The following is a 24,369-nucleotide window of genomic DNA, read 5'->3' on the forward strand; positions in this document are numbered from 1 at the left end:
GTGGTCAGGCCGATGTTTTCATTGACCCGGCCGTCGCCCGCGATGTAGTGGGCGTCCAGCAGTTCGTTGTCGTAGGTGCCTGCCGCCACCGGGCCACCCGCCACGGTATCGGCGTCGGCCACCAGCGGGGCACCGGTCTGGCCATCGACGGGATTGGCGGTGTGGGCGATGTCGACCAGGAACGCGTGGCCGGAGCTGACCGCGTTGACCACGCTGATCGGTGCGGCCGGGTTGCCCTCGACCAGGGCGCCGCCCTCCATCACCACCTGCGGGAAGCCGTTGGGTCCGCGGATGAACTTGCCGTATTGGTCGGTGGCGAGCAGCGGCACGCTCAAGGCATTGAGGTCGGTGAGTTCGATGCCCAGGATGTCGCGTGCCTGCGCCTTCACGACCGCCCAGGTCGCCATGCCGCCGAGGATCACGTCGTCTGCGGTGCCGTAGATGCCATCGCCACCCAGATCGCGGTTGACGATCAGGCCACCGGTGGCCTGGGGTTCGCCGTTGGCGTCGAACTCGTAGGCCCGCAGGAACACCTGATGCGACGGGTGCGAGCTGTAGGTCTGGTTCTGATCGACGAAGGGCGAGGTGGTGTTGGTTTGTTCGTGGATGTCGTCGGCCGTGCCCAGAACTCCGTCTGCACCAGGCTGATTCGTCGCGCGGGTCACCACCATGAAATTGGTGGTACCGCCCTCCACATACAGCGGGTCATCGGGCTGCAGCGGGATGAACACCGTGCCATTGCCACCCTTGGCCACCAGATCCAGTCCGTGGTCAAAGAACTGACCGAAGAAGGTCATCCAGGCGTTGAACGGAGCGGAGAGTCCTTCGTCCGGTGCCGTGTTCGGGAGGAAGAAGGTCTCGAACGGTGTGCCGTCGGCACGCGTGCCACTCACCAGGCCCGCGCCGTCAATGCCTGCCGCGGCCGCCACGGCCGCCGGGTTGTTGGCCGTCTGGTCAACGATCAGGTTGCTGATGGTGCGGGGATCGGAATCGACCACGTTTTCCGAAAGCCCGTAGTCGTTGTTGGTGACACCAAAAAATGGCGCGTCATCGCCTTCGTTGAGGAAGTCGGGCTCCAGCAGGCGCGGGAAGGTGTTGTCGGACGCGCCGAACTCGGACTGACCCTGCACCAGGTTGTTGAACGAGCCGTCCACCGTGCGCAGACCCTGCGCCATGCGCGGGTTGTCTACCAGGTCGAGCAAGTTCTCTCCCGCCGCGTGCCGCTCCGCGATCTTGATCTGGTTCAGGATGAACTGCAGATCGGACCCGATGAAATGGACGCCGGGGCTGACGACGCCATCCTGCGGCCCGTTCAGCAGGGGCGCTGGGGCCGGTGGCGGCGTACCGACCCCCACCGAACCTGTGGCCGCTGAAAAGACCGTCTCCAGCACCCTGTTGCCGCCCTCAAAATGGGCTTTGACACGCAGGGCGACCCCCTGGAGATCCGCGGTCACGGTGAAGCTCGTTCCCAGCGCGGTCGGTGCGCCGCCGTTGGGGCCCGCGATGTCGCGGAACAGGCCGCTGCCCGCCACCGTTTCCGCCTGCCAGATGTAGCTCACCGGGTTGGTGATGCCATCGCCATCGACCACGCTGCCCAGGTTGACGGTGAGCGTCTGTCCCACGACAGGCGCGGTGTCCGACACCGCGAGCAGGCCCGTGGGCTGGAGGTTGGTGCCGGAGAGCAGCACCGTGCCGTCGTTGAACTGCAGCCGTTCGATGTTGGTCAGGCGGTCCACCCCATCCGACAGGAGCCCACCACCGACGGCGGGGTCCACGTTGTGGGTGACCGTGGTCACTCCGTCCACACCACCCACCGTGACCACGGTGTAGTCTGCGATGTTGCCCGAGAACACCGCCGTGTCGTAGCTGTTGTCGCCCGTGAGGATCTCGCGCTGGATCACCAGCTGGCCGGGGTTGATGGCGCCGGACAGCATGAACGGAATCAGGGGAATCATGCTGTCGTAACTGTCGAGCTCCGTCCCTGTACCGTCGTTGTTCGACATCACCTTGATGCGCACGTTGAGCCAGCGGTCGCCGTCGATGATGTCGTCGCCGCCGCGGCCTTCGATGATGTCGCTGCCCGATCCGCCGAGGATGATGTTGCCGGCATCGAAGCGGTCGTCCGCGTTGCCGGTGATGCCGTCGGCGCCCGCCGCCGCCGACCCGAGGAAATCGCGCAGGCCGGAAATGAGATCAAGGTTGGTCAGCACGCTGCCGTAGAAACCGGCCAGCGCCATCTGCGTCGCATCGACATCGTCGCCGCGCAGGATGTCGGCATGGGTCGAGCCGGACAGGCCTTCGACCTGCGCGAACCGGGCGCCCACGGCGGCGGACGATGCCGGTATCGGCGCGGCGTTGAGCGCGCTCTTGAACATGTCGGCATTGACACCGGCCCGGTCGTCCTTGAAGGTGACCCAGTCGAAGCCAGACATGCCGTCGTATTTGTCGGGTCCTTCGCTGCCGACGATGATGTCGTCACCGCCTTCGCCCAGGGCTTCGTCAAAACCGCCGTCGCCCAGGAAGACATCGTGACCGATCACCTTGTCCTGGTTGAAGGGGTCGAAGTTGTCGCCCGCGGCGCCGTCCTGCAGGCCCAGTTCGAGCCAGTCGTTGCCTTCGTTGCCAAACGGGAACGCATCAAGCCGGGAACCGAGGATGAAGTCGTCGCCGGTGCCGGCAAAGGTCTCGGTTTCGTCTTCGCCGGTGATGATGAAGTCCTTGCCCGGACCGGCCAGGATGAGATTGATGCCCGCGCCGCCACTGATGACGTCGTTGCCGGTATCGCCCTTGATGACGTCGTCCCCCCCAATGTCGGTGATGATGTCATCGCCCGCTCCGGCTTCGATCACGTCGTTGCCGTGACCACCTTCGATGCGGTCGTTGCCTTCGTCACCCCAGATGGTGTCGTCGCCGATGCTGGCAATGAGGATGTCATTCCCGCTGGTTCCACCCAGCACCACATGTTCATCGCCGGTGTACTGCAGGTAGTTGCCGTCGGGGCCCGCCGTGGCCGGGTTGTCGCGGATGACCAGCGGCACCAGCGGATCGGTGCCCAACGGGTCGGCACTGCCGAGATCGCCATTGAACTGGAAACCCTGGTTCACTTCGAGGATCAGGCCGGGCGTCTGGAACACCAGGGCCGGCAGGTGCACCGCATCGGTGTTGAGCATTATCAGCTTGGAGAACGAATTGTTTTCCAGTTCGGAGAGGAAGTTCGTGCCGGCCAGGCGGTGCAGGTAGTAGAGCCGATCACCGTTCTGCAGGGCTTCGAGCTGGGTTTCAAAGACAAAGTTGAAGGTGGAGCCGAGCATGCCGCCGAAGGGCATCTTCTGCTCGGCCAGACCGCCGATCCAGAAGTCGACATCGTCCAGGCCGGTGGTGGTCACACCGTCGACACCGCTGGCCCAGATGCCTGTGCTGTAGAGGAAATCGATGCGGTCGGCCGGCTCGCCTGCACCGCCCAGCACCAGCAGCGTGGCCGCGTTGCGCTTGTCCACCATCGTGGTGGCCGATGTGATGCTGTCGTGCGTGCCGTAGGCGGCAATGAAATTGATCAGCGACTCGGGGTGCTTGATGTGCTGCACGAAGTCGGCCCAGCTCTCGTAGGGACGCAACTGGTTGTCGCCGGTGCCTTCAAAGAAGGTGCGCCGGGCCGCGTTCAACGAGGGAATGCCGGCGTCACGACCGCGCGCGATGTTGATCGCGGGCAGGTCCAGCGGCAGCCCCAGCAGGTTGTTGCGCAGCGCTTCGGTCACGAACTCGTCGATCTCGTTGCCCACCTGGCGTGTCAGGCCGCGCACGATGGCACCGGCAGCCTCGTCGGGCGTGGCGCCGCTGGCGGCGAACTCCAGCGGGTTGAGAAAAGCCTGGATCAGACCGATCTCGGTCGAGCCAAAGTTCGGGTCAAGCCGGTCGATGGTTTCGGTCAGCATGGAGTGGCCGAAGCGGTACACCGTGTGCGCAAACTCGGCCACGATGGACGGATCGATGGTGGCGTCGAAATCGAGGAAGGCGTCCACATTGGGCTGGATGGTGCGCGCAAACTCCTCGAACACCAGGTGCTGGTATTGCATCTCGGTGCCGAACTTCGCGGCCTGGAACAGGCGCTCACCGTTCCACACCAGGGAGGACGGGTCGGCAGGAATGGTGTCCACCGGTGTCAGCAACCAGCTGTTGAGGAATTCCACGTTGCCCGACTCGAGCAGCTGCGTTTTCGTGTGCTCGACCAGGCGGTTGTGCTCGGAGTGGAAGATGTGGTGCACCGTGGTCAGGCCGATGTTTTCATTGACCCGGCCGTCGCCCGCGATGTAGTGGGCGTCCAGCAGTTCGTTGTCGTAGGTGCCTGCCGCCACCGGGCCACCCGCCACGGTATCGGCGTCGGCCACCAGCGGGGCACCGGTCTGGCCATCGACGGGATTGGCGGTGTGGGCGATGTCGACCAGGAACGCGTGGCCGGAGCTGACCGCGTTGACCACGCTGATCGGTGCGGCCGGGTTGCCCTCGACCAGGGCGCCGCCCTCCATCACCACCTGCGGGAAGCCGTTGGGTCCGCGGATGAACTTGCCGTATTGGTCGGTGGCGAGCAGCGGCACGCTCAAGGCATTGAGGTCGGTGAGTTCGATGCCCAGGATGTCGCGTGCCTGCGCCTTCACCACCGCCCAGGTCGCCATGCCGCCGAGGATCACGTCGTCTGCGGTGCCGTAGATCCCGTCGCCCCCCAGGTCGCGGTTGACGATCAGGCCACCGGTGGCCTGCGGCCGGCCGTTGGCGTCGAACTCGTAGGCCCGCAGGAACACCTGGTGCGACGGGTGCGAGCTGTAGGTCTGGTTCTGGTCGACGAAGGGTGAGGTGGTGTTGGTGTGTTCGTGGATGTCGTCGGCCGTGCCCAGAACTCCGTCTGCACCAGGCTGATTCGTCGCGCGGGTCACCACCATGAAGTTGGTGTTGCCGCCCTCGACATACAGCGGGTCATCGGGTTGCAGCGGGATAAACACCGTGCCGCTGCCTCCTTTGTTCACCAGGTCCAGACCGTGGTCAAAGAACTGGCCGAAAAAGGTCATCCAGGCGTTGAACGGTGGAGACAATCCTTCGTCGGGCGCGGTGTTCGGCAGGAAGAAGGTCTGGAATGGCGTGCCGTCGGCCCGCACGCCGTTCACCAGCTCGGCGCCATCTTTCAGGACGTCATCGGCGCTCTCGTCTTCGACGGTGTCCGGGTTGTCGCCCAGGATGCCGTCCAGCCCCGCGTCGTAGGCGGCCGCATAGGCCGCCGGGTTGTTGGCGGTCTGGTCAGAAATCAGGTTGCTGATCAGGCGGGGATCGGCATCGACCACATCACCACTCGAGGCGTAGTCGGTGTTGGTCAACACGCCGCCTGGCGCCCCTCCGTTGAGGTCGATGCTGTCGCCGTCCTGATCGTCTCGGAAGACTGGATCCAGCAGGCGGGGAAATGTGTTGTCGGCGGCGCCGAACTCGGTCTGATCCGGTATCAGGTGGTTGAAGGAGCCATCAACGGTTCGCAATCCGAAGGACACCTCCGTGCTCGGAACGAGCGTCACCAAAGGTTCCCCTGCCGCATGCCGTTCCGCGATCAGGATCTGTTCCAGAATGAATTCCAGATCCGATATGATGAATGAGGCCATTTTCAGCTCCTTTGCGCGCCTGCCACGCTAATTGGAAATATCAAAACAATGGACAACAGAAAGCTATCGACCCTGCTGCCATTTCAGCCGGAATCGTTTTATTTAAAAAATAGGATGTGAATCCCCAACCGGCCCTAACTCCATGTCAGATGACAAATGAGTTCGGCCATCAGGTGTCGTCGTCGACGGGCTTTTAAGCCGTTGTTATCAGCCAGAAAACGCTTGACCATCGTAGGCAATCAAGGCCCCTTGGAAACCGAATCCGCTGGACTCGGGGAAATCGCCGACTGCTTCCGCCAGCGTCCAATGGGTCTATCGTCAACCGGCATTCGCATCCCCCACCGTCGCCTGGTGGGTTGATGCGGTCTTTGCCGTTCTGCCGGGCTTCCCGCCTTGGGTCACGGCATCCACACACTTGTTTCAATATGTGCCGCGATGCGCAGAGTGTGAGATGTGTCTCTTAAGGCTTCAATACCCAAAATGCCTCCCACCTTGGCGCCGTTGCGCCACCCACTTTCTCCCGGATTGATGAGCCTGTTTTCCTTGTAATTCAAGCCTCTGCGCAACTTGTGTAACAGTTCATCCGCATTGGTGAACCTCCGGAACAACCGGGAAAACTGGGTAGTGTGATTTTGAATCAAATGTATCAAGACGTAATACTGACTTTCACTGAGGGTCATTTGATCGACCTCGGACGGGCAATGAATGGCTGAGCCTCAATAAATAATCCATCCCGCCAACATGGCTTTAATGCCATGCAGCAGGCCGGAGCCATCCATGCGGCCTGGAAAATACCAACGAGCCCATAAAGACCTATTGATATCGTGGTTTCTTGAATTGCGATTGTTTCAGGCAGGAAACCTGAATCGAATGCGGCAGAGCCCATGCGGCCGGGAACCAGGCCCTCAAAGAACCGCTCCTGGCGGGCCCCACTGACGAATCAGGCGACTGAACGCGTCGCCATCGGCACCAAGGGCAGCGTGAGCTCGACGCAGGTGCCCTGGCCAGCTTCGCCGAAGATGTCCAGCCGTGCGCCCATTTCCGACGCCCGGCGCTGCATGCCGGCCAGACCGTTGCCCACGCCGGCACCCTCTCCTTGTTCCAGTCCCCGTCCATCGTCCCGGATCGAGAGAAACAGGGCATTCGGCTCGGGCAGGTAGCGACAGCTCACCCACACGGTGGTGGCTTGCGAATGCCGCATGACGTTGGCCAGGCACTCCTGCGTGATGCGCAGGACCTGTCGGCTGCGCTCGTGGCACACCTGCTCCAACGGCCCGTCCACATCCACCGCCCACACCATGCGGATGCCCAACTGGTCCAGCGCATGTTGCACGCGGTAGCGCAGGCGGCCCAGCGAATCAAGGACACTTTCGCCCTTGTCCTCGATCGCGTCCACCAGCAGCTTGATGTCCACGAGACATTGCTCCAGGGCCGACGCCATCTCCCGCTGCTGGGGCACGCTGCGGTCCAGGGCCGAGAGCAGGCTCACGATCTGGGAACCCACGCCATCGTGCAGTTCCCGGGCAATGCGGCTGCGTTCCTGTGCCACCACGTCGCTCGATCCCGCGTCCGATACCGGGTCCGGAGGAAGCTCCTGGCTGCCTGCGCCGGTGCCCTGCAAAGGTTCCCTGGTCAAGGCCTCGTCCCACCGCGGAGCGCCTCCCCTGACACCCACACGCCCCGTGATCAGCATCCACATCATCAGCAGGTAGCCCGCAAAGACGTAGTGCGTCCAGGTGACGGCCAAGTCCCACGCCCGGGCATAGACCATGTCGTTCAGCCCGATCCCCAGGGCCAGCAGACTGGCTCCGAACACCAGCCAGGCATGCAGTCCACCGCTGCGAAGCAGGTGCTGGCGCAATGCGAAAAACATGCTGGCAAAGAACACCACATTGAACACCTTCCACGCCAGGTAGCTGAGGTCGTTTCCTCCGGGGCCGCCAAAGCTCCAAGCCAGCAGCGCCAGACCCGTGACGGCGTGCGCCAGCCAGAGCGCTCTCGCACGCACCGACGGTGCCGAGATGCTGACCAGCAGCAGATAGGCGACGGCGGCCACCGCCAGCTGGTAGGCGATGTGGGTCGCCAGGCCCGAGACATCGGTATGGCTGGCCAAACCCGACCAGGCAGCGATCAACGCTAGCACGAGCCAGATCAGCGCATTGACCACCATGGCCAGGTCTTGCGGTCGGCGTTCGCCAGGTTCTGCGCGGTATGGCAGCTTCACGGTGGCGACCACAGCGATCAGCCCCGCCAGCAGGCTCAATGCCCAGGTCGCATGGTGCAACAGCCGGGCCGGTGCCAGCCCTTCCTCAAGAAAGCGGGGCGCCAGGATCTCCACGAGGGCCGACAGCGTCAACGCGATCACCGAGGCCGCCCAGATGCGGGTCCCCGGGCTCGTGATGCTGTTCAGCATGGGCCATCGCAGCCGGTGTGTGCAATGCGCCTCATATCAACCCGCGATCGGAGGCGTAGCTGACGGCCTGCGCGCGGGTCTTGACCTGCAGCTTGCTGTAGATGCTGCGCACATGCGCGCTCACGGTCCGCACGCTGATGCCGAGCCGGCCCCCGATCTCGGCGCTGGTGTAGCCCGAGGCCACCATCTTCAACACCTCGCACTCGCGGCTGGACAGCTTCGTTCGGTTGACCGGGCCGGTTTGCCCGGCATCGCGCGAATCCAGGCGGTGCAACAGGCGCCGCGCCAGACTCGGTGTGATCGAGGCGCCCCCATTGACCACCTGGAGCACCGCCTGCGGAAAGTTGCCGAACCAGGCGTTCTTGAGCAGGTAGCCCGTGGCGCCCAACTCAAAGGCATGCAGCACCTGCGGTTCGTCCTCGATGGCGGAGATCACCACCACTTCGACACCCGGCCGGCTCCGCTTGGCAAGCTCGATCAGGTCGAACCCCGTGCCGTCGCCCAGGTTGAGGTCCACCAGCAGCACGTCGAACGCATGCTGGGCGATCTTGCGGCGCCCCTCGCGCACACTGCCCGCCTGGTCGACCAGGGTGATCCGGTCATCGGCCAACAACTCCTGGGCCATCACATGGCGCACCAGCGGATCGTCGTCCACCAGCAGAACCCGCGCCGGTTGTTCCGTCTGTCCCACCAGAAAGTCCGGCCAGATCGAGGGCGGGTTGTCGCGCATCGCAAAGGCGTTGCCGGAACGGTTCAAAAAGGCTATGTGCTTGACACCCGACGGCGTCGGTGGCGCGCAGGTTGTGTTCGTTGCGTCCATACATCCCTCATACGGTGATTGTTTCAAGCATGGCTCCAGCGCCTCAAATTAGAACGAAATTTATCGCCTTGCACTTGCGTCCGCTCAATGCGGGACCATTGGCTTTCATCCATTTTGAGGACCGTCCCTCCGCCGTTCCGTTGCCCGTGCTGGCACCCTCAACCTGGTTCAGCTCGGGTCCATGGGCCCGCGGCGCATGAACGCCGCTTCATATCAACCCACGGTCGGAGGCGTAGCTGACGGCCTGCGCGCGGGTCTTGACCTGCAGCTTGCTGTAGATGCTGCGCACATGCGCGCTCACGGTCCGCACGCTGATGCCGAGCCGCCCCCCGATCTCGGCGCTGGTGTAGCCCGAGGCCACCATCTTCAACACCTCGCACTCGCGGCTGGACAGCTTCGTTCGGTTGACCGGGCCGGTTTGCCCGGCATCGCGCGGATCCAGCCGGTGCAACAGGCGCCGCGCCAGACTCGGTGTGATCGAGGCGCCCCCATTGACCACCTGGAGCACCGCCTGCGGAACGTTGCCGAACCAGGCGTTCTTGAGCAGGTAGCCCGTGGCGCCCAGCTCAAAGGCATGCAGCACCTGCGGCTCGTCTTCGATGGCGGAGATCACCACCACTTCGACACCCGGCCGGCTTCGCTTGGCGAGTTCGATCAGGTCGAACCCCGTGCCGTCGCCCAGGTTGAGGTCCACCAGCAGCACGTCGAACGCATGCAAGGCGATCTTGCGGCGCCCCTCGCGCACACTGCCCGCCTGAGCAACCAAGGTGATCCGGTCATCGGCCAACAACTCCTGGGCCATCACATGGCGCACCAGCGGGTCGTCGTCCACCAGCAGAACCCGCGCCGGTTGTTCCGTCTGCCCCACCAGAAAGTCCGGCCAGATCGAGGGTGGGTTGTCGCGCATCGCAAAGGCACTGCCTGCGGTGCGGGACGCGGGCCGCGGACCGGCCTCCGACGTTGGATCGAATTTGTTGAAGATCTCCATGAGTGCCCCCTTGGGTGCTGCTGGCCTGGCCAGGTAATCAGCCGTGTTGGACGCTACAAAATCTTTTTGTTACGGAGCCAGCGAGCCAAAGGACGCCGCTTTCGTGTGCTTTTGGCCTCACCGAAACAGCGAATTTGATACAGACCGATGTATTTTTACATCTTACTTTCGTAATGTTTCTTCTGTTTCATTTAGAAACTAGTTACTTCTCACACCGTCGTACAGCCCCTTCAGAACGTTCAGAAACCGCAGATTCCGGGCGCTGACAAGGGATCCGGGCAGCCCCGGCATGTGGACACACCCCGACAAATGCAGTAGTCATTTGTGACGCTGGTTGCAATTTCGTCCCCTGCCCACACTGGAGCCAGACAACGCCAGACGGGCAGCCCAAGTCCTCCAGGACAGCATGCCCGCCTGGCCGAGTCGATCAGGCTGGTGGCCAGGAATCCTCCGAACCACCTGGGTAATGTGAATCCACTTATTGAGGAACCATCATGAAAAAGCTTGCCATCATCGCTTTCGCAGCCCTTGCCACTTCTGCCTTCGCTGGAGGCAGTGGCGGCGGCGGCGGCGGGGACACTTGCTCGGAATGCCCGGAAATCGTCATCGACGGGAAGTCGTTCCAGGCCGTGGCCGCCACCTCTTCCCTCTTCATGAACCTGGCCAACGGCCAAGACGCCTATGCACAGCAAAACGTGTCGAGCAACTCCGGCAACGTGACGGTTGAAAGCGGAGGCGAATCGCTGCAGCTGACCGCCGCCCGTGGCTCGGTCGTGGCCAACCTCGCACTGGGTGACGAGGCCTACGCCAGCCAGAACGTGTCGTCCAACATTGGCAACGTGACCATTGATGGCAAGTCGTGGCAGATCACCGCGCTGGACCGTTCCGGCGTCGTCAACGTGGCGACGGCAGGCACCAAGGCGATCCAGAACATCGCCAGCAACAACGGCTGCGTGGCCTGCAAGCCGACAGCCGCAAGCCACGGCGGCCCCGGCCACTGAACGTCCCCCTGCTCCAACGCCCCCTGCGTCTGTGCGGGGGGCGCTGTCTTCTGATTCCATGACTTCAGGAGGACAACAATGAAAAGCAATCCGATGCGGGCGGTGAAATGGCTGCTGACCATCACCATGGTCAACCTGCTCTGCGCCCAGCTGGCGCACAGCGCGCCGGGCGAAGACACGATTCAACTGAACGGCCCCGTCAAGTACGTGGCCATGCCCGGCGCACCACGGCCGCAGTCGGGCGGCATGGATGGCCCCACCGACATACCTGCCTGGATGCGTGCGCGCATCAACCGCTACGTGGCCAAAGCCTATTCGGCGACGGGTGAAGACGGCTCCATCTACACCGACAGCGATGTGGTGACCACGGTCCAGACAGAGGGTCTGCAAAAGACCTGTGTGCAGGAGGTTGGCTCCAGCACCGCTGCCGCCGATGGCAGCCTGGGCACGCGTTACGGTCCGCAGGCGCGCGATCAGGTTGTGGTTCTGCGCGGCGACCTGGTCAACGTCTGCCGATAAAACGAAAACACCCAGAGGGCGAGGACATCATGGACATCCTGCACATTGGCACCCGGGCACTGCGCCAACCAGGGCGACGCCTGATCGCATCACTGCTGGCAACCGCGTTGCTGATGAGTGGCTGCTCCACACCCATGGACGCCCGCAAGGACGCCCGCTACCAGTCCCATGCCCATGCGCTGGACCGTCCGGCCACCCGGCCGGTGCGTTCACTGTCGAGTTTCTCGGACTCGCTCATGTGCATGGACCGGCTTTTCCGTGATGCCCAGATCCCCACCACCCTGATCACCAGCAAACAGATCCCCGATTTTTCCGGGCGCGTCCCCGTCGCGACCAAGGACATGATCATCACCGCCATCTCGCAGATGTCGCGCCTGAGCAATGCGTTCAGGTACGTCGACTTCGAGGTGGACATTGCCCGCCAGGACACGGTGCAGAACCTCACCACCATCCTGCTCAACAACAACCAGATCCGGCTGCAGCGCCCGGCACTCTATGTCTCGGGGGCGGTGGCCTTCGTCGACCAGAACGTGATCAACAACCGTTTCGACGTGGGCACCTCGGCCTCGCGCCTGGAGACCGGCTACAGCCGGGACAAGAGCGCCACCATCATCGGCATGGAGCTGCACCTGGGTGATTTCCGCTCGCGCACGCTCATTCCGGGACTCGATTCGGCCAACGAAGTGATCGTGGGTGCCGGTGGACAGGGGCTGGACCTCGCGGGTCGCATCGGCGACTACGGCTGGCAATTCAACGTCGGGCGCGACTACACGCAGGGTTCGGGCGCCGCCGTGCGCACCCTGGTCGAACTGGCGATGATCGAGCTGGCCGGCAAGTGGGCACGCGTGCCCTACTGGCAATGCCTGACGCTGGAACAGAACCATCCGGACTTCCAGCGCCAGCTGCGTGACTGGCACGACGAAGGTGCGACGGCGGTGCAGCAGGCGCTGGTGATGAAGTCGCTGCGCAGCGGTGGCTACCTGACCACGGAAACCGTGAAGCTGCCGGTCAACCACCCCACCGTGCGAGCCGCCATCGCCAAGTACCAGGCCGACCAGGGCATGGTGGTCAACGGCGTGGTGGATTTCATGACCTACGAACGGGCCCTGAGAAACTATGTGACCCTGGGTGACAAGGGCCAGTTGCTGCGCGTGGGCTGGAACACGGGGAACACCGAGCCCGCGATCCCCAGCGTGGCCGATGGCCAGGTCACCGCGGCCCCCACGGGCCCCGCGCTGGGCGCAGAAGCCGACCCGCTGCACCTGAACCTGCAGATCGAGAACCTGGTGGCCGACAAGACGGTGTTCGAGCAAGGCACGCAGATCTTCCTCTCGGCCACGGTGTCGCGCGCTTCGCACCTCTACTGCTACATGCAGGCCTCGCAGGGCGGCATGATCCGCCTGCTGCCCAACGCGACCAACCCCTCGTCGCTGGTGTCGGCCAACCAGACCGTGCGCATCCCCGACTGGATGGTCCCCAGCCCCGGCTTTGTGCTGGACGCCGGCCAGCCGGGCGAAGAAGCGGTGATGTGTTTCGCCACGGGCGAAGACGTGCTGCCCCGCCTGCCCGAGAACATGCAGGCGCCGGGTCTGGCGGTGATCGCCGGCATGAGCGGCATGGACAGCATCGAAGCCGCGTTCAGCCAGGCCACCGAAGGCGGCATGCCGTTTGCGAAGCAGCGCATGCAGTGGCGGGTGACGCCCAAGCGTGTCGTGCCGGTGGCGGCCCCCGCACCAGCGCCAGCCGGGGCCAAGCGTTGAGCCGGCTGGCAGAGCGACGGCACACCTTCGGCTTCGCACGGCATCCGATCCCATGGGACCCCAGCCCACCGCCCGCAGCGGCGCACAACCGGCGCGCCGGCTGCGTCGCGTTTTCACTTCGTTGCTGCTCTCGGCGGTGGTCCCGCTCGCCCTGGCCACCGGTCCCGTCCCCGCTGGAGCGCCGATCAGAGCGGAACCCCTGGAGGCCGCGCCGATCGAGGCCGCACCCATTCCGTCTGAATCCATCGAGGTCACCCCTCTGAACCAGGCGCCGATCCGCCTGCAGGACGCGCCCGACGCGGCGGTGCTGGCCGAACTCGAGGCCTTGCGCCGCGTCGCCAACAGCCGCACGCGGGCGGCTGGACAGGCGGCCTGGCAACTGGGTCTGATCCACCTGCACGGCGCCGGTGTGCCGCAAGACAGTGGCGAGGCGCAGAAGTGGTTCGAACGGGCACACCAGCAGAACGCTGGCATCGCGCTGGCCGGGCTCGCCTGGTGCGAGATCGACGGTTGTCAGGGTCCGGCCAACCCGGCGGCGGCCCGCAAGTGGCTGGCACCGCTGCGCCGCACCCACCTGGCCCGCGCCCAGTACCTCGAATGGCTCGTGGCCGCCCGTCTGGCGCCCTTGCGCCTGGCCCGGCCAGGCGTGGACACCGACGCCATCGACGAACCGCTCCCGGCGAGAGCCCTGCTGCAGCGGGCGGCGCGGGCCGGCGACGTGCATGCCCTGATCGAACTCGGCATGGAAAGCATGGCGGCCGGGCGCGACACCGAAGCCCTGCAGTACTTCCGCGCCGCTGCGCCGAAATCGGTCGTGGCGGGCACCAACGCCGCCATCGTGGCCGACCAGTTGCAGCCCCCCCGGAAGCCTCAGCCCGATGCATCGCGCCTGCCACTGGAACTGCTGAATCAGGCCCGGCGCCACCACCGGGGGGAAGGCACGCCGGTCAACTACACCGAAGCCATCCGCTACTACCGCCTCGCCGAAGCACAGGGCAGCGTCGAAGCCAGGCGCATGTTGGCCCTGATCTTTTCCCGCCCGCTGGTCAACGGGGGCCTGGACGTGGCCTGGATCAAGCAGCTCGGCGAACTGGACCTCTCACAGGAAACACCCAGCCGGCGCATGGGCAGCGGCCAGCGCCAGTTGCAGCGCGAAGTGACACCGCTGATCGACTTCCTGCCCGAAGTCTGGCGCAACCGCATCCCGTGAAAGGTCGCGGCGCCGAGCGCGCCCGCAGCGCGTGAAACGGTCCAGCCCAGGGCACCGCCGGGCCGGCTTTGCCGGACGGCCAGTGCGCCTTGCAGGCCGCGAGCCGCGGCCCACAGCCCCATGGCGCGGGGTCGCGCAAAGCGCGGCGGGGGTGTTTCTTCTCAGAGATTGAGCTTCAACCCCGCCGTTGCCAGACGGCTGGTGTCGGGTTGGGCCCAGAGCGCGATCGCCTTGCCCGCACCATCGTGTCCCAGCACCAGGCGTACCTGCGTCCCACCCCCCATCGCAGCCACTTTCACCGTCTGGACCGGCATGGGCAACGAAGCCAGGAGCGCGCCCACCACCGGCTCCAGGCCGGCCAGGTACTGGATCCGGGTCTGTGACTGCTGAAAGGAAGGGGCATTGGTCAGTCGGGTGGCAAAGATGCCCGCCGGTGCCAGTTTGTCCGCCGTGCGCCGGGCCAGACGGGTCGCGCCTGTGCCGTTCGAGACTTCTATCCGTGCCGGGCGGTGTTGCTCCGCCCGGTCCACCGTTGAGCTCTCGATGGCAAGCTCCCGGCGCAGGGCCAGGGCTTGCGGCAGCGCCTCCTGTTCACCCGCGGACAACTCAACGGCCTTCGTCTGTGCCCTGGCCAGCGCTTCGATGGCTTGTGGCCCCGCGGTGCGAAGCTCAAACACATGGGGCGCCACGGTCACCAGCTGCGGCCCCGAGGCATGGTCCGCGTCCGGCAAGGCGTCAGCCCCTCCAGCCTGCACGCCCTGCGGCGCCTGCCGGTTGCGCTCGTCGTGCTCGATCTGGGCTTTCGCCAGCAGATCGAGGTTCTCAAGAATCTGCAGGCTGTTCGGGTCCAGCTCACGGGCCACCCGCAGCCTGAGTTCGGCTTCCTTGAGCCGGTTGGCACTCAGCAGCGCGTAGCCCATGTTGTTGTGGACATGGGCGGCCATGGGGTCGAGCACGCGCGCCCGGTCGAACAAGGCCAGCGCCTCGGCGATTCGTCCCGCCTGCGCATGCAACACGCCCAGCGCGTTCAGGGCACCCAGGTGGTCCGGCTTGAGGGTCAGCGTTCGTTCGTAATACGCCACCGCGCGGGCAAAGTGCCCAGCACCATGCGCAGAGCGCCCGGTGACATACAGCACCTCGTGCTCCGCCATCGCCGTAACGACCGCAGGCACAGGCGCCATCTTCACCGGAACCGGTGCGCCGGGGCGCGCGTTCGGGGTGCCGTTCAAGGTGCCCGGCAACATGCTGGAGCAACCCATCAGGCTGCCCAAAATGGAAACCGATGCCCATGTCTTGAGCTTCATGGTGATACCTCCTGTCAAAGTCAACGACCGCCCATGGTGGGCAACAACACGCGGTAAATGCTGATCATGGCGGGGCCCATCAGCACGACCATGAGCGACGGGAAAATGAAAAAGATCAGGGGGAACAGCAGCTTCAACGGAATCTTGGCCGCGCGCTCTTCAGCGCGCAAACGGCGGTGCGTCCGCATCGTTTCGGCCTGAATGCGCAAGGCCTCGGCCACGTTGGTGCCAAACCGATCGGCCTGCACCAGCATGGCCACAAACGACGAAATGTCGTCCACACCCGAGCGCAGCGCCAGGTTGCGCAAAGCCAGCTCCCGCTTGACACCCATGCGCAGCTCCAGCGCGAGCAGGTTCAACTCGTCCGACAGCGCCTCGCTGCGCATGCCGATCTCACTGGCGGCCCGGTTCATGGCCGCATCCAAGCCCAGACCGGCTTCCACGCAGACGATCATCAAATCCAGCGCGTCCGGCAGCGCGTTCTGCAGGCTCTCCCGCCGTTGGGCCACCATGTGCGCCAGCACGGCGTTCGGCAGGTAGTACCCGAAGGCCACCAGCAAGAGCAGCAGCAGCAGCCCCGTGTTGAGCTCCAGGGACACATTGCGCAGACCGGCATACAGCATCAGCAAGCCGGGCATGCCCAGCGCCAGCACCGTTTTGGTCGCGAAAAAGAGCGCCGGCCATGACGCTTCGCGCAACCCCGCCTGCATGAAGCGCACACGCAGGCTGGACGCCTCCCACCCTTCCTTGGGCGTCGAGAGCCGGGCCATGGGGCCCACGACCTTCACCACCTTGGCGTGCCATTCCGCGTTGCCTTCCAGGCCCAGATCATCGGGAGGCCGATGGTCGGTGATGTCGCCCAGGCGGCGTCTGACCGCCTCGTCCCGGTTCAGCCATTGGGTCAGACCGAGCGTGAACCCGGCCACCGCCAGAAACACCAGCCCAAGAAGTATCCATTGCGTGTTCATGGGAGTCGTCCTCAGACCTTGATGTCGATGATCCGCCACATGACGAAAATGCCGATGACCATCATGGTCAACGCCCCGTACACCACCAGGATGCCCGCCGGATCGGTGAACAGCACCGACAGGTACTTGGGGTTCAGGATGTTGATGGCCAGTGCCACGCAAAACGGCAGGCCCGTCAGGATGTAGGCCGAGAGCTTGCCTTCGGCGGCCAGCACACGCACCTTGGCGAACAGCTTGAAGCGCTCGCGCACCAGTTCCGAGAGCTTGGCCAGCAATTCCGACAGGTTGCCCCCGGTTTCACGCTGGATGATCACCGCCATGGCGAAGTAACTCATGTCGGGACTGGGCACACGCGTGGCCAGGTTGTTGAGCGCGTTGTCGATCGAGACCCCGAAGCCGATTTCGTCGGAGGTGATGCGGAATTCCCCCGCGATGGGTTCTGGCGCTTCGGCGCCCACCATGCTGAGGGTCGACGGAAACGAATGACCAGCGCGCAAAGCGCGCGAAATGAGGCCCAGGGCGTCGGGCAGTTGCACCTCGATCTTCTGCAGCCGTTTGTTGCGGCGCCGGATCAGCCACAACATCGGCAACACGCCCAGCCCCAGCGCCAGCGCCAGCGTGCTGTACCAGGGCCAGCGCAGCAGCAATCCAACCAGCAGGCCCGCGATCCCGAAGATGCCGCACATCGACAGCAGGTGCGACACCGTGTTGCTGTCGCCGGCCTGCTGCATCAGCCGGTCCACATGCTGGACGCGCGGCACGCGCAGCAGCAGCCGCTGCATCGTCGGGCTGTCGCTGAGCATGCGCTGCTTGAGCAGCTTGAGCTCCGTGGCATCGCTGTGCCCACCGGCCGAGATCGCCCGCAGGCGCTCGCTCACCCGGCGCACCTCGGGGCTCTTGGTGTCGCTCCAGTAGACGAACAAGCCCTCGATCAGCAGCACCACGGCCACAAAACCCACCACCACGAACAGGGCAAAACTCAGGTTCATGACATCACTCGTAGATCAGTGAAGGGTCGAAGGTCGACTCGGACACCTGCAGTCCGTAGCTCTTGAGGCGCTCCATGAACTTGGGCCGCACCCCGGTCGCACGGAAATGGCCCGCGACCGTCCCATCGGGTTCCACACCCGTTTGCGTGAAGCGGTAGACCTCCTGCATCGTGATGACCTCACCCTCCATGCCGGTGATTTCCTGCAGGCTGATGAGCTTGCGGCGGCCATCGTTGAGCCGCGCGATCTGGATCACCGCGTTGATGGCCGAACTGATCTGCTGGCGCATCGCGTCCTGCGAGATCACCGCGCCGCCATAGCCCGACATGTTTTCCAGGCGGGTCAGTGCATCGCGTGGGCTGTTGGCGTGCACCGTGACCATGGACCCCTCGTGGCCGGTGTTCATGGCCTGCAACATGTCCAGCACCTCGGCACCACGCACCTCGCCCAGGATGATGCGGTCCGGCCGCATGCGCAGGCTGTTGCGCACCAGCGCGCGCTGGTCCACTTCGCCCTTGCCTTCGATGTTGGGCGGGCGCGTCTCCAGGCGCACCACATGCGGCTGCTGCAACTGCAGTTCAGCGGCATCTTCGATCGTCACGATGCGTTCGTGGTGCGGGATGGACGCCGACAGCACATTGAGCAAGGTCGTCTTGCCGGTTCCGGTGCCGCCCGAGATCACAACGTTCATCTTCGCCTTCACCATGGCCGAGAGCAATTCGGCCAGCATGGGCGTGAGCGAACGTTTGTCGATCAGGTCGCGGATCGTGAGCGGCACGACGGCAAAGCGGCGAATGGACAGCAGCGGGCCGTCCAGCGCGAGCGGGGGAATGATCGCGTTCACGCGCGAACCATCCGGCAGTCGCGCGTCCACCATGGGGCTCGATTCGTCCACGCGACGGCCAATACGCGACACGATCTTGTCGATGATCTTCATCAGGTGGTCGCTGTCGGAAAACACCACCTCGGTCAGCTCCAGCTTGCCCCGGCGCTCCACGAACACCTGGTTCGGTCCGTTCACCAGAATGTCCGACACCGTGGGGTCGGCCAGCAGCGGCTCCAGGGGGCCCAGGCCCATGATCTCGTCCTGGATGTCCAGCACCATCCGCTTGCGTTCCTGCGCGTTCAGCGCCGCCCCCGATTCCACCAGCAAACGCTCGGTCAGAATGCCCAGCTCCTCGCGCAGGCGCTCGGGCTTCATGCTGCCCATCACCTCCAGATCAATGCGCCCGAGCAACTGGGCATGCAACTGGTCCTTGAGGGCGTGGTACTGCATCGCGCCCGACGTCGGAACACGGCCGTCCTCCTCCGACCCGTTCAGGCGGGTGGGGCTGCGCAGTTCGGGGGTTGTGACTCTCAGGTTCATGATGTCGGTGCTCCGCAATGGGGGATAAAAGGGCGCTGCGTCGTTCACAGGCGGCCCGCGAGCGTCGAAAACCAGCTCTGCTTGGCCGCATTCACCGCCACCGGCGAAAGCGCCTGAGCCCATTCGTACAGCGCGCGCGCCACGGGGTCGCGCGCGGCCAGCTTGGCCAGCGGAATGCCCTGGTTGATGGAGGCCAGCACCGCGTCGTCGCTGGCGGGCAGAACCCGGGCCACCTTGTAGCCCGTCGCCCGCTCCACTTCACCCAGCGGAATCTGGCTGCTCTTGGTGTAGCGGTTCAGCACCAGCTGAATCTTTTCCCGGCTGTAACCCAGACCTTCGAACACACCGATGATTCGCCGCGTGTCCTGCAGGGCGGGCAAGGTCTGCCCCGTCACCACGTAGATGCGTTCGGCCAGATCCAGCACCTTCACCGCCGCCGGATCCATGGTTCGCGCCATGTCGAGCAGCACGAAGTCGTATTCGGTGCGCGCCAGGCCCAGAATGGCCGCCACGGTTTCGGGCGTCACTTCCTCAAGCTGGTAAGGCAGTTCCGGCGCACACAACACATGCAGGTTCTCCCGCACCTTGAGCACGCTCGCCTCCAGCAGCGAGCCGTCGAGCCGGCGACTCTGGCGCGCCACGTCCACCACGCTGGCCTCGGACTTGCGGCTCGTGAGGTAGCTGGCCGCGTCCCCGAAATAGAGGTTCAGGTCCACGATCAACACCCGCTTGGATGCCTTGGCCAGCAGGTAGGCAAGGTTGGTGACGAGAAAGGTGCAGCCACAACCGCCCTTGGCCGGCATGAACGCGCAGAGCGTGCCTTCGTTGTCCACAAACCGGGATGTGATCGACTTCGAATCCTCGACGTAGTCCACGCCCACCTGGACCGCCGCGGCGCTCAGAGGCCCGGGCAAGACATCGCGCACCCCCGCCCGCATGGCGCGCTTGAGCGTGTTCATGCCGCCGTCATCGTTCACCAGCAACACCATCACCGCCGGATGCCGAAGCGTCGCGGCCTCGATCAGCTCGAAAGCGGTATCGTCGGGCCGCTGCAGCGCCAGCAGCACCACGTCCGGCTTCTCCTTGGACATCACGGCCTGCAGGCTTCGCGCGCCGCCCACGTGGGCACTGACGCTCACACCGGGCAGCGGCTTGAGCTTTCCGATGAACGCGTCGCGTTCCTCGGTGGTCTCGAAAATGAGGGCTACTTTGTGTGACATGGGGCTTTTGGTCTTATGGGCACACCGGGTTGCCTGCGCTGGTCATGTACTCGCGCGGCAGGCTGGTGGGGAACTGGGGAATCGGGAAGTTGCCGCCAAAGAAGGGGCTGACCGGGTTGAACGTGGCCCCGACGATGCGCGCCGTCACGGTCTGGCAACTGGACGCGTCGCAGTTCACCGGAAAGTAATCGAGCACCATGTTGGCGGCCGGAATGCCTCCACCGGTCATCGCACTCATGCGCGCCTTGATGAGCGTGAGGTTCCCTGGCGCCTCGACACTGCACACCACCGCCAGCCGGGCACCCAGGCGGGTGGCCTCATTGGCCCCGTTGAGCAGGAAGAGCCAGCGACCAAACTCCATGATGCCCAGCAACAGCGTGAAGAACAGGATGGCGATCAGCGCGAACTCGACCGCAACCACACCGCGCTGGGCATGACGCCTGGCTGGGGAACAAAAGAGGTTGCGGGTGAATTTCACGGCCGTGGCCTCAGTTCGTGCTCGACGCCATCGTGATGCCGATCGGGCCAAAGGTGATGCTCGGGACCACCCAGGGCACGATCGACGTGAAGTCGTAACCGTTGTCGCCGGCACCGATGGTCACCGTCACCAGGCTGGTGGTGCCCTCACCGGTTGGCACATTGGCATGCGTCCCAACGCAAGACACCGGGTCGCACACGGAGATCTGGGCCAGCGTGAGGTTGGGCACCAAGGCGGGTGTTTGATCGCAATTGAACGCACCGCACAGCGCCAACGAACGGGCCTTGAGGCGGATGCCGTCGGCGGTCTCCCCGGCGGGTGGGCTGGCCAGACTCTGCTGGGAGAGGTAACGCGCGGCACCGCGCGTGGCCTTGACCAGGCCGTTGTATTGGTACAGCGCGCGCCCCAGCTCGGTGATGCCGAAACAGAGCACCAGCATCGGGATCAGCACGATCGCCAGTTCGACAGCGGCGACGCCGTGTTGTGAATGGATGGGGCTGCGCATGGTCACTGCACCAGTTGGGGAACGAGCGGGCCGAAGGTGCCGGGCTCGCCGTTGGTTGAGCAGGGACTTCCGGCACTGGTGCTCAGGCCCAGGAATTCGAGGCCAGGGACATCTCCGACCGCCAGCATCGGGTTGAGCATCAGGACACAGGCCCAACCGTCCACCACGGGGTTCGCGCCGCCGGTGTTCCATGTCTCGCAATTCACCACGGGGGCCACCACCACCCGCCGGAAACGACCGAGGTTGTTGTGCTGGGTGGCCGTCAAGCGGCTGTAGGGATTGGGCGGATCGGTCTGGTAGGGCCGGTAGTTCGCCGCGGCATTCCCATAGTTGAACTGCCCCGCCACCGTCCCGGTGTAGGCGTTGGCTCCGAGCGTCCAGTTGGTCGTCGTGTAGCTGTACCCCGTCACATCCGGTGGCGCCGAACCCACCTGGGGATTCCCACCGCCTGGCTTGTACAAGCCAAACCGGGAGTTCCAGGCGACGTCCAGCGATGAGATTGCGCCCGGCTCACCCACCTCGGTGCCGATGGTGGTGCTGCACTGCCCTGGCCCCGTCAACAAATCCGCCAGTTCGGAGGCTCCCCCACCGGGAGGGGTGAAGTCGATCCAGCCAAAATTGCCGGTCCCATAGGGCGAGCCCGCCCCCTCTGGCGGGCTCATCCACTGTCCGACAGTCAACCCGAAGTTGGACGCCGCCGTGCTTCCTGGCGCCTTGCACACGGCCACCGGTATCGCGCACGCAGATGCCGAGGGTGCCAAGGTGGCGGCCGCCATGGCCGAAACGGTCTGCGTGCCCAGCACCGGGTTGAGCACCCGCATGAAAAAGATGGGCAGCCCGGTCAAGGGAAAGGTGCACTTGGCAAAAGCGGCTGTGTTGTAGTCGGCCGAACCAGCCTCTTCGTATGTACCGCCCAAAGTGTCCGAGAACGTGATCTGGTTGGCCGCGATATCGATCACCGTGCTCTGGAAGTTGGCGCGGTTCCTGATGGCCGCGATGTTGCCTTCCAGTGGGGCCGTGGCCGGATCATCAATGCCGCCGGTTGAAAATACACGGCCGTAGGCGATGGCCTTGGTCAACGCGGTGGGGTTGTTTTGTCCGGGTCTCAGCTGGGATGCAGCCGCCAGCGCACAGGCATCCATCGCGTTCTGCAGCTCGGTCTTGATCACGAAAAAGCGACCCAGGTCGATGGCCAGGCCGGCAAAACCGATCAGCACCGCCAGCGTCAGGCCCAGGATGATCGCCACCGCCCCCCGCTCGCGGCGGGCGGCAGGGTGCTGGCGTGGTTTCAACAGCATGGCGGTCTCCCTGGGCATCGGTTCATTGGCCCGTGATCGCGCCGCCGATGTTGATGATCTCGAAGGTCCTGGGCGGCGCCTGGAACGACTCCTGGTAACGCTGCTGCGCCGATGCCCCGGCTTTGCCGTCGATACCCAGCACCGGGTCGGTGTTCTCCGAAGCCTTGGGGTTGAGCGTCTGGGCCGTGCGGGCCTCGCGCACCGCATCGCCAAACACGGCGTCGAGCTGCGGTGTGGTGCTGGCGCAGGCCGTGAGCAGGCTGGTGGTGGCCAGCAGGGCGGCCAGGCGAAGGGACAAGGTGGTGGTGGACATGCTGATGCTCCTTACTTCACTTCCATGCCGCCGGTGCCTGCGGCCGGTGCGGGTGGCGCGGCGGCGGGTCGATCGGTGGGCACGTCGGCGCGGCCCGAACCTTCCAGCTGGTTGCCAAAGAAAAACTCCGAGCGGCTGGGCGGCTTGTAGCCATCGGTGGGCAGGATGTAGCCCGGGTCGATCGGCTTGACCAGGCGCGGCGTGATCACGAACATGAGTTCGCTGCGGTCGCCCTGAAACTCGTTGCTGCGGAACAGCGCGCCCAGGACGGGCACCTCACCCAGGCCAGGCACCGCGTCCATGGCCTGGCGCACGTTGTTCTTGATCAGGCCGGCAATGGCCAGGCTCTGACCGTCCATGAGCTGCACCGAAGTCTGCGCGCGGCGGGTGGTGAAGCTGGGCAGGATCGCCGTCTGGCCATTCACCGTGGTGAACGGCGTGCCGGTCTGTGACAGCTCCGACACCTCGGGCGACACCTTCAGGTGGATGCGGCCGCCTTCGAGCACCGTGGGGGTGAATTTCACGCCCACGCCAAACTCCTTCTCTTCCAGCGTGATCGTGGTGCCGCCCGTGGTTTCGTTGCTGCGCGCCACCGGGATGAAGATCTTGCCGCCCGCGAGAAAACTGGCTTCCTGGCCGCTGATGGCCACCAGGTTCGGCTCGGCCAGGATCTTCACCAGACCGTTGCTCTTCTCGGCGTCGATCTCGACACCATCGCCGTTGTTCTTGATGGCGCTGAGCAGGCCACGGCCATCGCCACCCAACGCCGAGGTGATGCCATACGCCCAGCTGCCGCCGGTGCGGGTGAAGACCAGGTTGGCGCCCATCTTGTCCATGAGGGTCTTGGACACCTCGGCCACGACCACTTCCAGCATCACCTGCTGGGCTTCGGCGATGCTCAGCAGGTTGACCACCTTGGCGCCCGCCGCGTTGGCCGCCGCTGCGCCACCGCCGCTGCCGCCGACACTGACCGCCAGCTTGGTGCCCGACTCGGCGCGGTTGTCACCCGCCACCACCGGCAACACCAGGCTCTTGTTCACATCGCGCACGAAGGCGGCGGCGATGTCCTCGGCGGCCTTGGCCTTGACGGCGCTCGACACCACCCCGGTGAGGATCACCGAGTCGGCCGCCGGGCGCACCTGAATGCCTTTTTCACCCGGCAGCAGCTCGCGCAGCTTGGCTTCCATGCGCTTGTAGTCAATGTTCACATTGACGTCGATGGCGGTCGGGCCGCCACTCTTGCGCCAGATGATGAGATTGGTCGAACCGTAGGTCTTGCCCAGCAAATACAGCTCGGTCGGGCTGATCAGCGTCACGTCGGCCACGGTGGGGTTGCCCAGCGAAATGCGGGACACGGCCGAGGGCATGCGCAGCAGGGTGGACTTGCCGATGGTCAGGTCCAGCGTCGGTCCGACGGTGGCCAGGTCGGTGCCGACGTCGGCCGACATCGGCGCGGCGGCCACCTTGCTGGTGGTCACGCCCCTGGTCACCGCGGTTTGCGCCCAGGCGGTCATGGTGAGCAGGCCCGCGGCCCAGATGGAAGCGCTCAGCGCACGCAGAACGGGTGTTTTCATGATC

Annotated in this window: 19 protein-coding genes; 4 read left to right on the forward strand and 15 right to left on the reverse strand. The window is 64.8% G+C overall.

The genetic code is table 11. From position 1 onward, the window contains the following. The 5 genes from ACN5W5_RS08875 to ACN5W5_RS08895 all read right to left on the reverse strand — a co-directional run. The coding region (locus ACN5W5_RS08875) for a peroxidase family protein (RefSeq protein ID WP_420048182.1) at positions 1-5,639 on the reverse strand (5,639 nt) is incomplete at its 3' end. 398 nt (positions 5,640-6,037) lie between these two features. Next, complete coding sequence (locus tag ACN5W5_RS08880; RefSeq protein WP_420048183.1) at positions 6,038-6,319, reverse strand: hypothetical protein; 282 nt, start codon at positions 6,317-6,319, stop codon at positions 6,038-6,040. A gap of 260 nt (positions 6,320-6,579) precedes the next feature. Next, positions 6,580-8,052, reverse strand: a complete 1,473-nt coding sequence (locus tag ACN5W5_RS08885) for a sensor histidine kinase (RefSeq protein ID WP_420048184.1) — start codon at positions 8,050-8,052, stop codon at positions 6,580-6,582. Positions 8,053-8,083: 31 nt separating this feature from the next. Beyond that, positions 8,084-8,782 carry a response regulator transcription factor gene (locus tag ACN5W5_RS08890; protein WP_420048728.1) on the reverse strand — a complete coding sequence of 233 codons (699 nt, stop codon included), beginning with the start codon at positions 8,780-8,782 and terminating at the stop codon, positions 8,084-8,086. Between the two features lie 298 nt (positions 8,783-9,080). Further along, positions 9,081-9,860: a LuxR C-terminal-related transcriptional regulator gene (locus tag ACN5W5_RS08895; protein ID WP_420048185.1), complete on the reverse strand. Its 780-nt coding sequence runs from the start codon at positions 9,858-9,860 to the stop codon at positions 9,081-9,083. 494 nt (positions 9,861-10,354) lie between these two features. Here ACN5W5_RS08895 and ACN5W5_RS08900 point away from each other — a divergent pair, with 494 nt between their 5' ends. The 4 genes from ACN5W5_RS08900 to ACN5W5_RS08915 all read left to right on the forward strand — a co-directional run bounded on the left by ACN5W5_RS08900 (position 10,355) and on the right by ACN5W5_RS08915 (position 14,350). Beyond that, the gene (locus ACN5W5_RS08900; protein ID WP_420048186.1) at positions 10,355-10,861 is read left to right on the forward strand and encodes a hypothetical protein; all 507 of its coding nucleotides are present in this window, start codon (positions 10,355-10,357) and stop codon (positions 10,859-10,861) included. A gap of 78 nt (positions 10,862-10,939) precedes the next feature. Continuing rightward, positions 10,940-11,380: a hypothetical protein gene (locus ACN5W5_RS08905; protein WP_420048187.1), complete on the forward strand. Its 441-nt coding sequence runs from the start codon at positions 10,940-10,942 to the stop codon at positions 11,378-11,380. A gap of 29 nt (positions 11,381-11,409) precedes the next feature. Beyond that, the gene (locus tag ACN5W5_RS08910) at positions 11,410-13,140 is read left to right on the forward strand and encodes a DUF4384 domain-containing protein (protein ID WP_420048188.1); all 1,731 of its coding nucleotides are present in this window, start codon (positions 11,410-11,412) and stop codon (positions 13,138-13,140) included. 52 nt (positions 13,141-13,192) lie between these two features. Further along, positions 13,193-14,350, forward strand: a complete 1,158-nt coding sequence (locus tag ACN5W5_RS08915) for a tetratricopeptide repeat protein (RefSeq protein WP_420048189.1) — start codon at positions 13,193-13,195, stop codon at positions 14,348-14,350. 161 nt (positions 14,351-14,511) lie between these two features. Here ACN5W5_RS08915 and ACN5W5_RS08920 read toward each other — a convergent pair whose 3' ends face one another. Genes ACN5W5_RS08920 through ACN5W5_RS08965 form a run of 10 tightly spaced genes read right to left on the reverse strand, consistent with a single transcriptional unit; the run spans position 14,512 to position 24,365 of the window. Further along, positions 14,512-15,654 (reverse strand): LytR C-terminal domain-containing protein, encoded by a 1,143-nt coding sequence (locus ACN5W5_RS08920; protein WP_420048190.1) that lies wholly within the window; start codon positions 15,652-15,654, stop codon positions 14,512-14,514. 20 nt (positions 15,655-15,674) lie between these two features. Then, positions 15,675-16,622, reverse strand: a complete 948-nt coding sequence (locus ACN5W5_RS08925; RefSeq protein WP_420048191.1) for a type II secretion system F family protein — start codon at positions 16,620-16,622, stop codon at positions 15,675-15,677. An 11-nt stretch (positions 16,623-16,633) separates the two neighbouring features. Continuing rightward, positions 16,634-17,611: a type II secretion system F family protein gene (locus tag ACN5W5_RS08930; RefSeq protein WP_420048192.1), complete on the reverse strand. Its 978-nt coding sequence runs from the start codon at positions 17,609-17,611 to the stop codon at positions 16,634-16,636. A gap of 4 nt (positions 17,612-17,615) precedes the next feature. Further along, on the reverse strand, positions 17,616-18,977 hold the full coding sequence (locus tag ACN5W5_RS08935) for a CpaF family protein (protein WP_420048193.1): 1,362 nt from the start codon (positions 18,975-18,977) through the stop codon (positions 17,616-17,618). A 44-nt stretch (positions 18,978-19,021) separates the two neighbouring features. Then, positions 19,022-20,197 (reverse strand): AAA family ATPase, encoded by a 1,176-nt coding sequence (locus tag ACN5W5_RS08940; protein ID WP_420048194.1) that lies wholly within the window; start codon positions 20,195-20,197, stop codon positions 19,022-19,024. 13 nt (positions 20,198-20,210) lie between these two features. Beyond that, positions 20,211-20,675, reverse strand: coding sequence for a TadE/TadG family type IV pilus assembly protein (locus tag ACN5W5_RS08945; RefSeq protein WP_420048195.1), 465 nt, complete (start codon positions 20,673-20,675; stop codon positions 20,211-20,213). 10 nt (positions 20,676-20,685) lie between these two features. Next, positions 20,686-21,180 carry a TadE family protein gene (locus ACN5W5_RS08950; RefSeq protein WP_420048196.1) on the reverse strand — a complete coding sequence of 165 codons (495 nt, stop codon included), beginning with the start codon at positions 21,178-21,180 and terminating at the stop codon, positions 20,686-20,688. Positions 21,181-21,182: 2 nt separating this feature from the next. Continuing rightward, entirely contained in the window at positions 21,183-22,478 is a 1,296-nt protein-coding gene (locus tag ACN5W5_RS08955) for a pilus assembly protein TadG-related protein (RefSeq protein ID WP_420048197.1), read from the reverse strand. Between the two features lie 22 nt (positions 22,479-22,500). Next, complete coding sequence (locus tag ACN5W5_RS08960) at positions 22,501-22,791, reverse strand: hypothetical protein (protein ID WP_420048198.1); 291 nt, start codon at positions 22,789-22,791, stop codon at positions 22,501-22,503. An 11-nt stretch (positions 22,792-22,802) separates the two neighbouring features. Then, complete coding sequence (locus ACN5W5_RS08965) at positions 22,803-24,365, reverse strand: type II and III secretion system protein family protein (protein ID WP_420048199.1); 1,563 nt, start codon at positions 24,363-24,365, stop codon at positions 22,803-22,805. Positions 24,366-24,369: the final 4 nt, after the last annotated feature.

The sequence above is a fragment of the Hydrogenophaga sp. ZJX-1 genome (genome assembly GCF_048590325.1).
Classification (GTDB): domain Bacteria; phylum Pseudomonadota; class Gammaproteobacteria; order Burkholderiales; family Burkholderiaceae_C; genus Hydrogenophaga.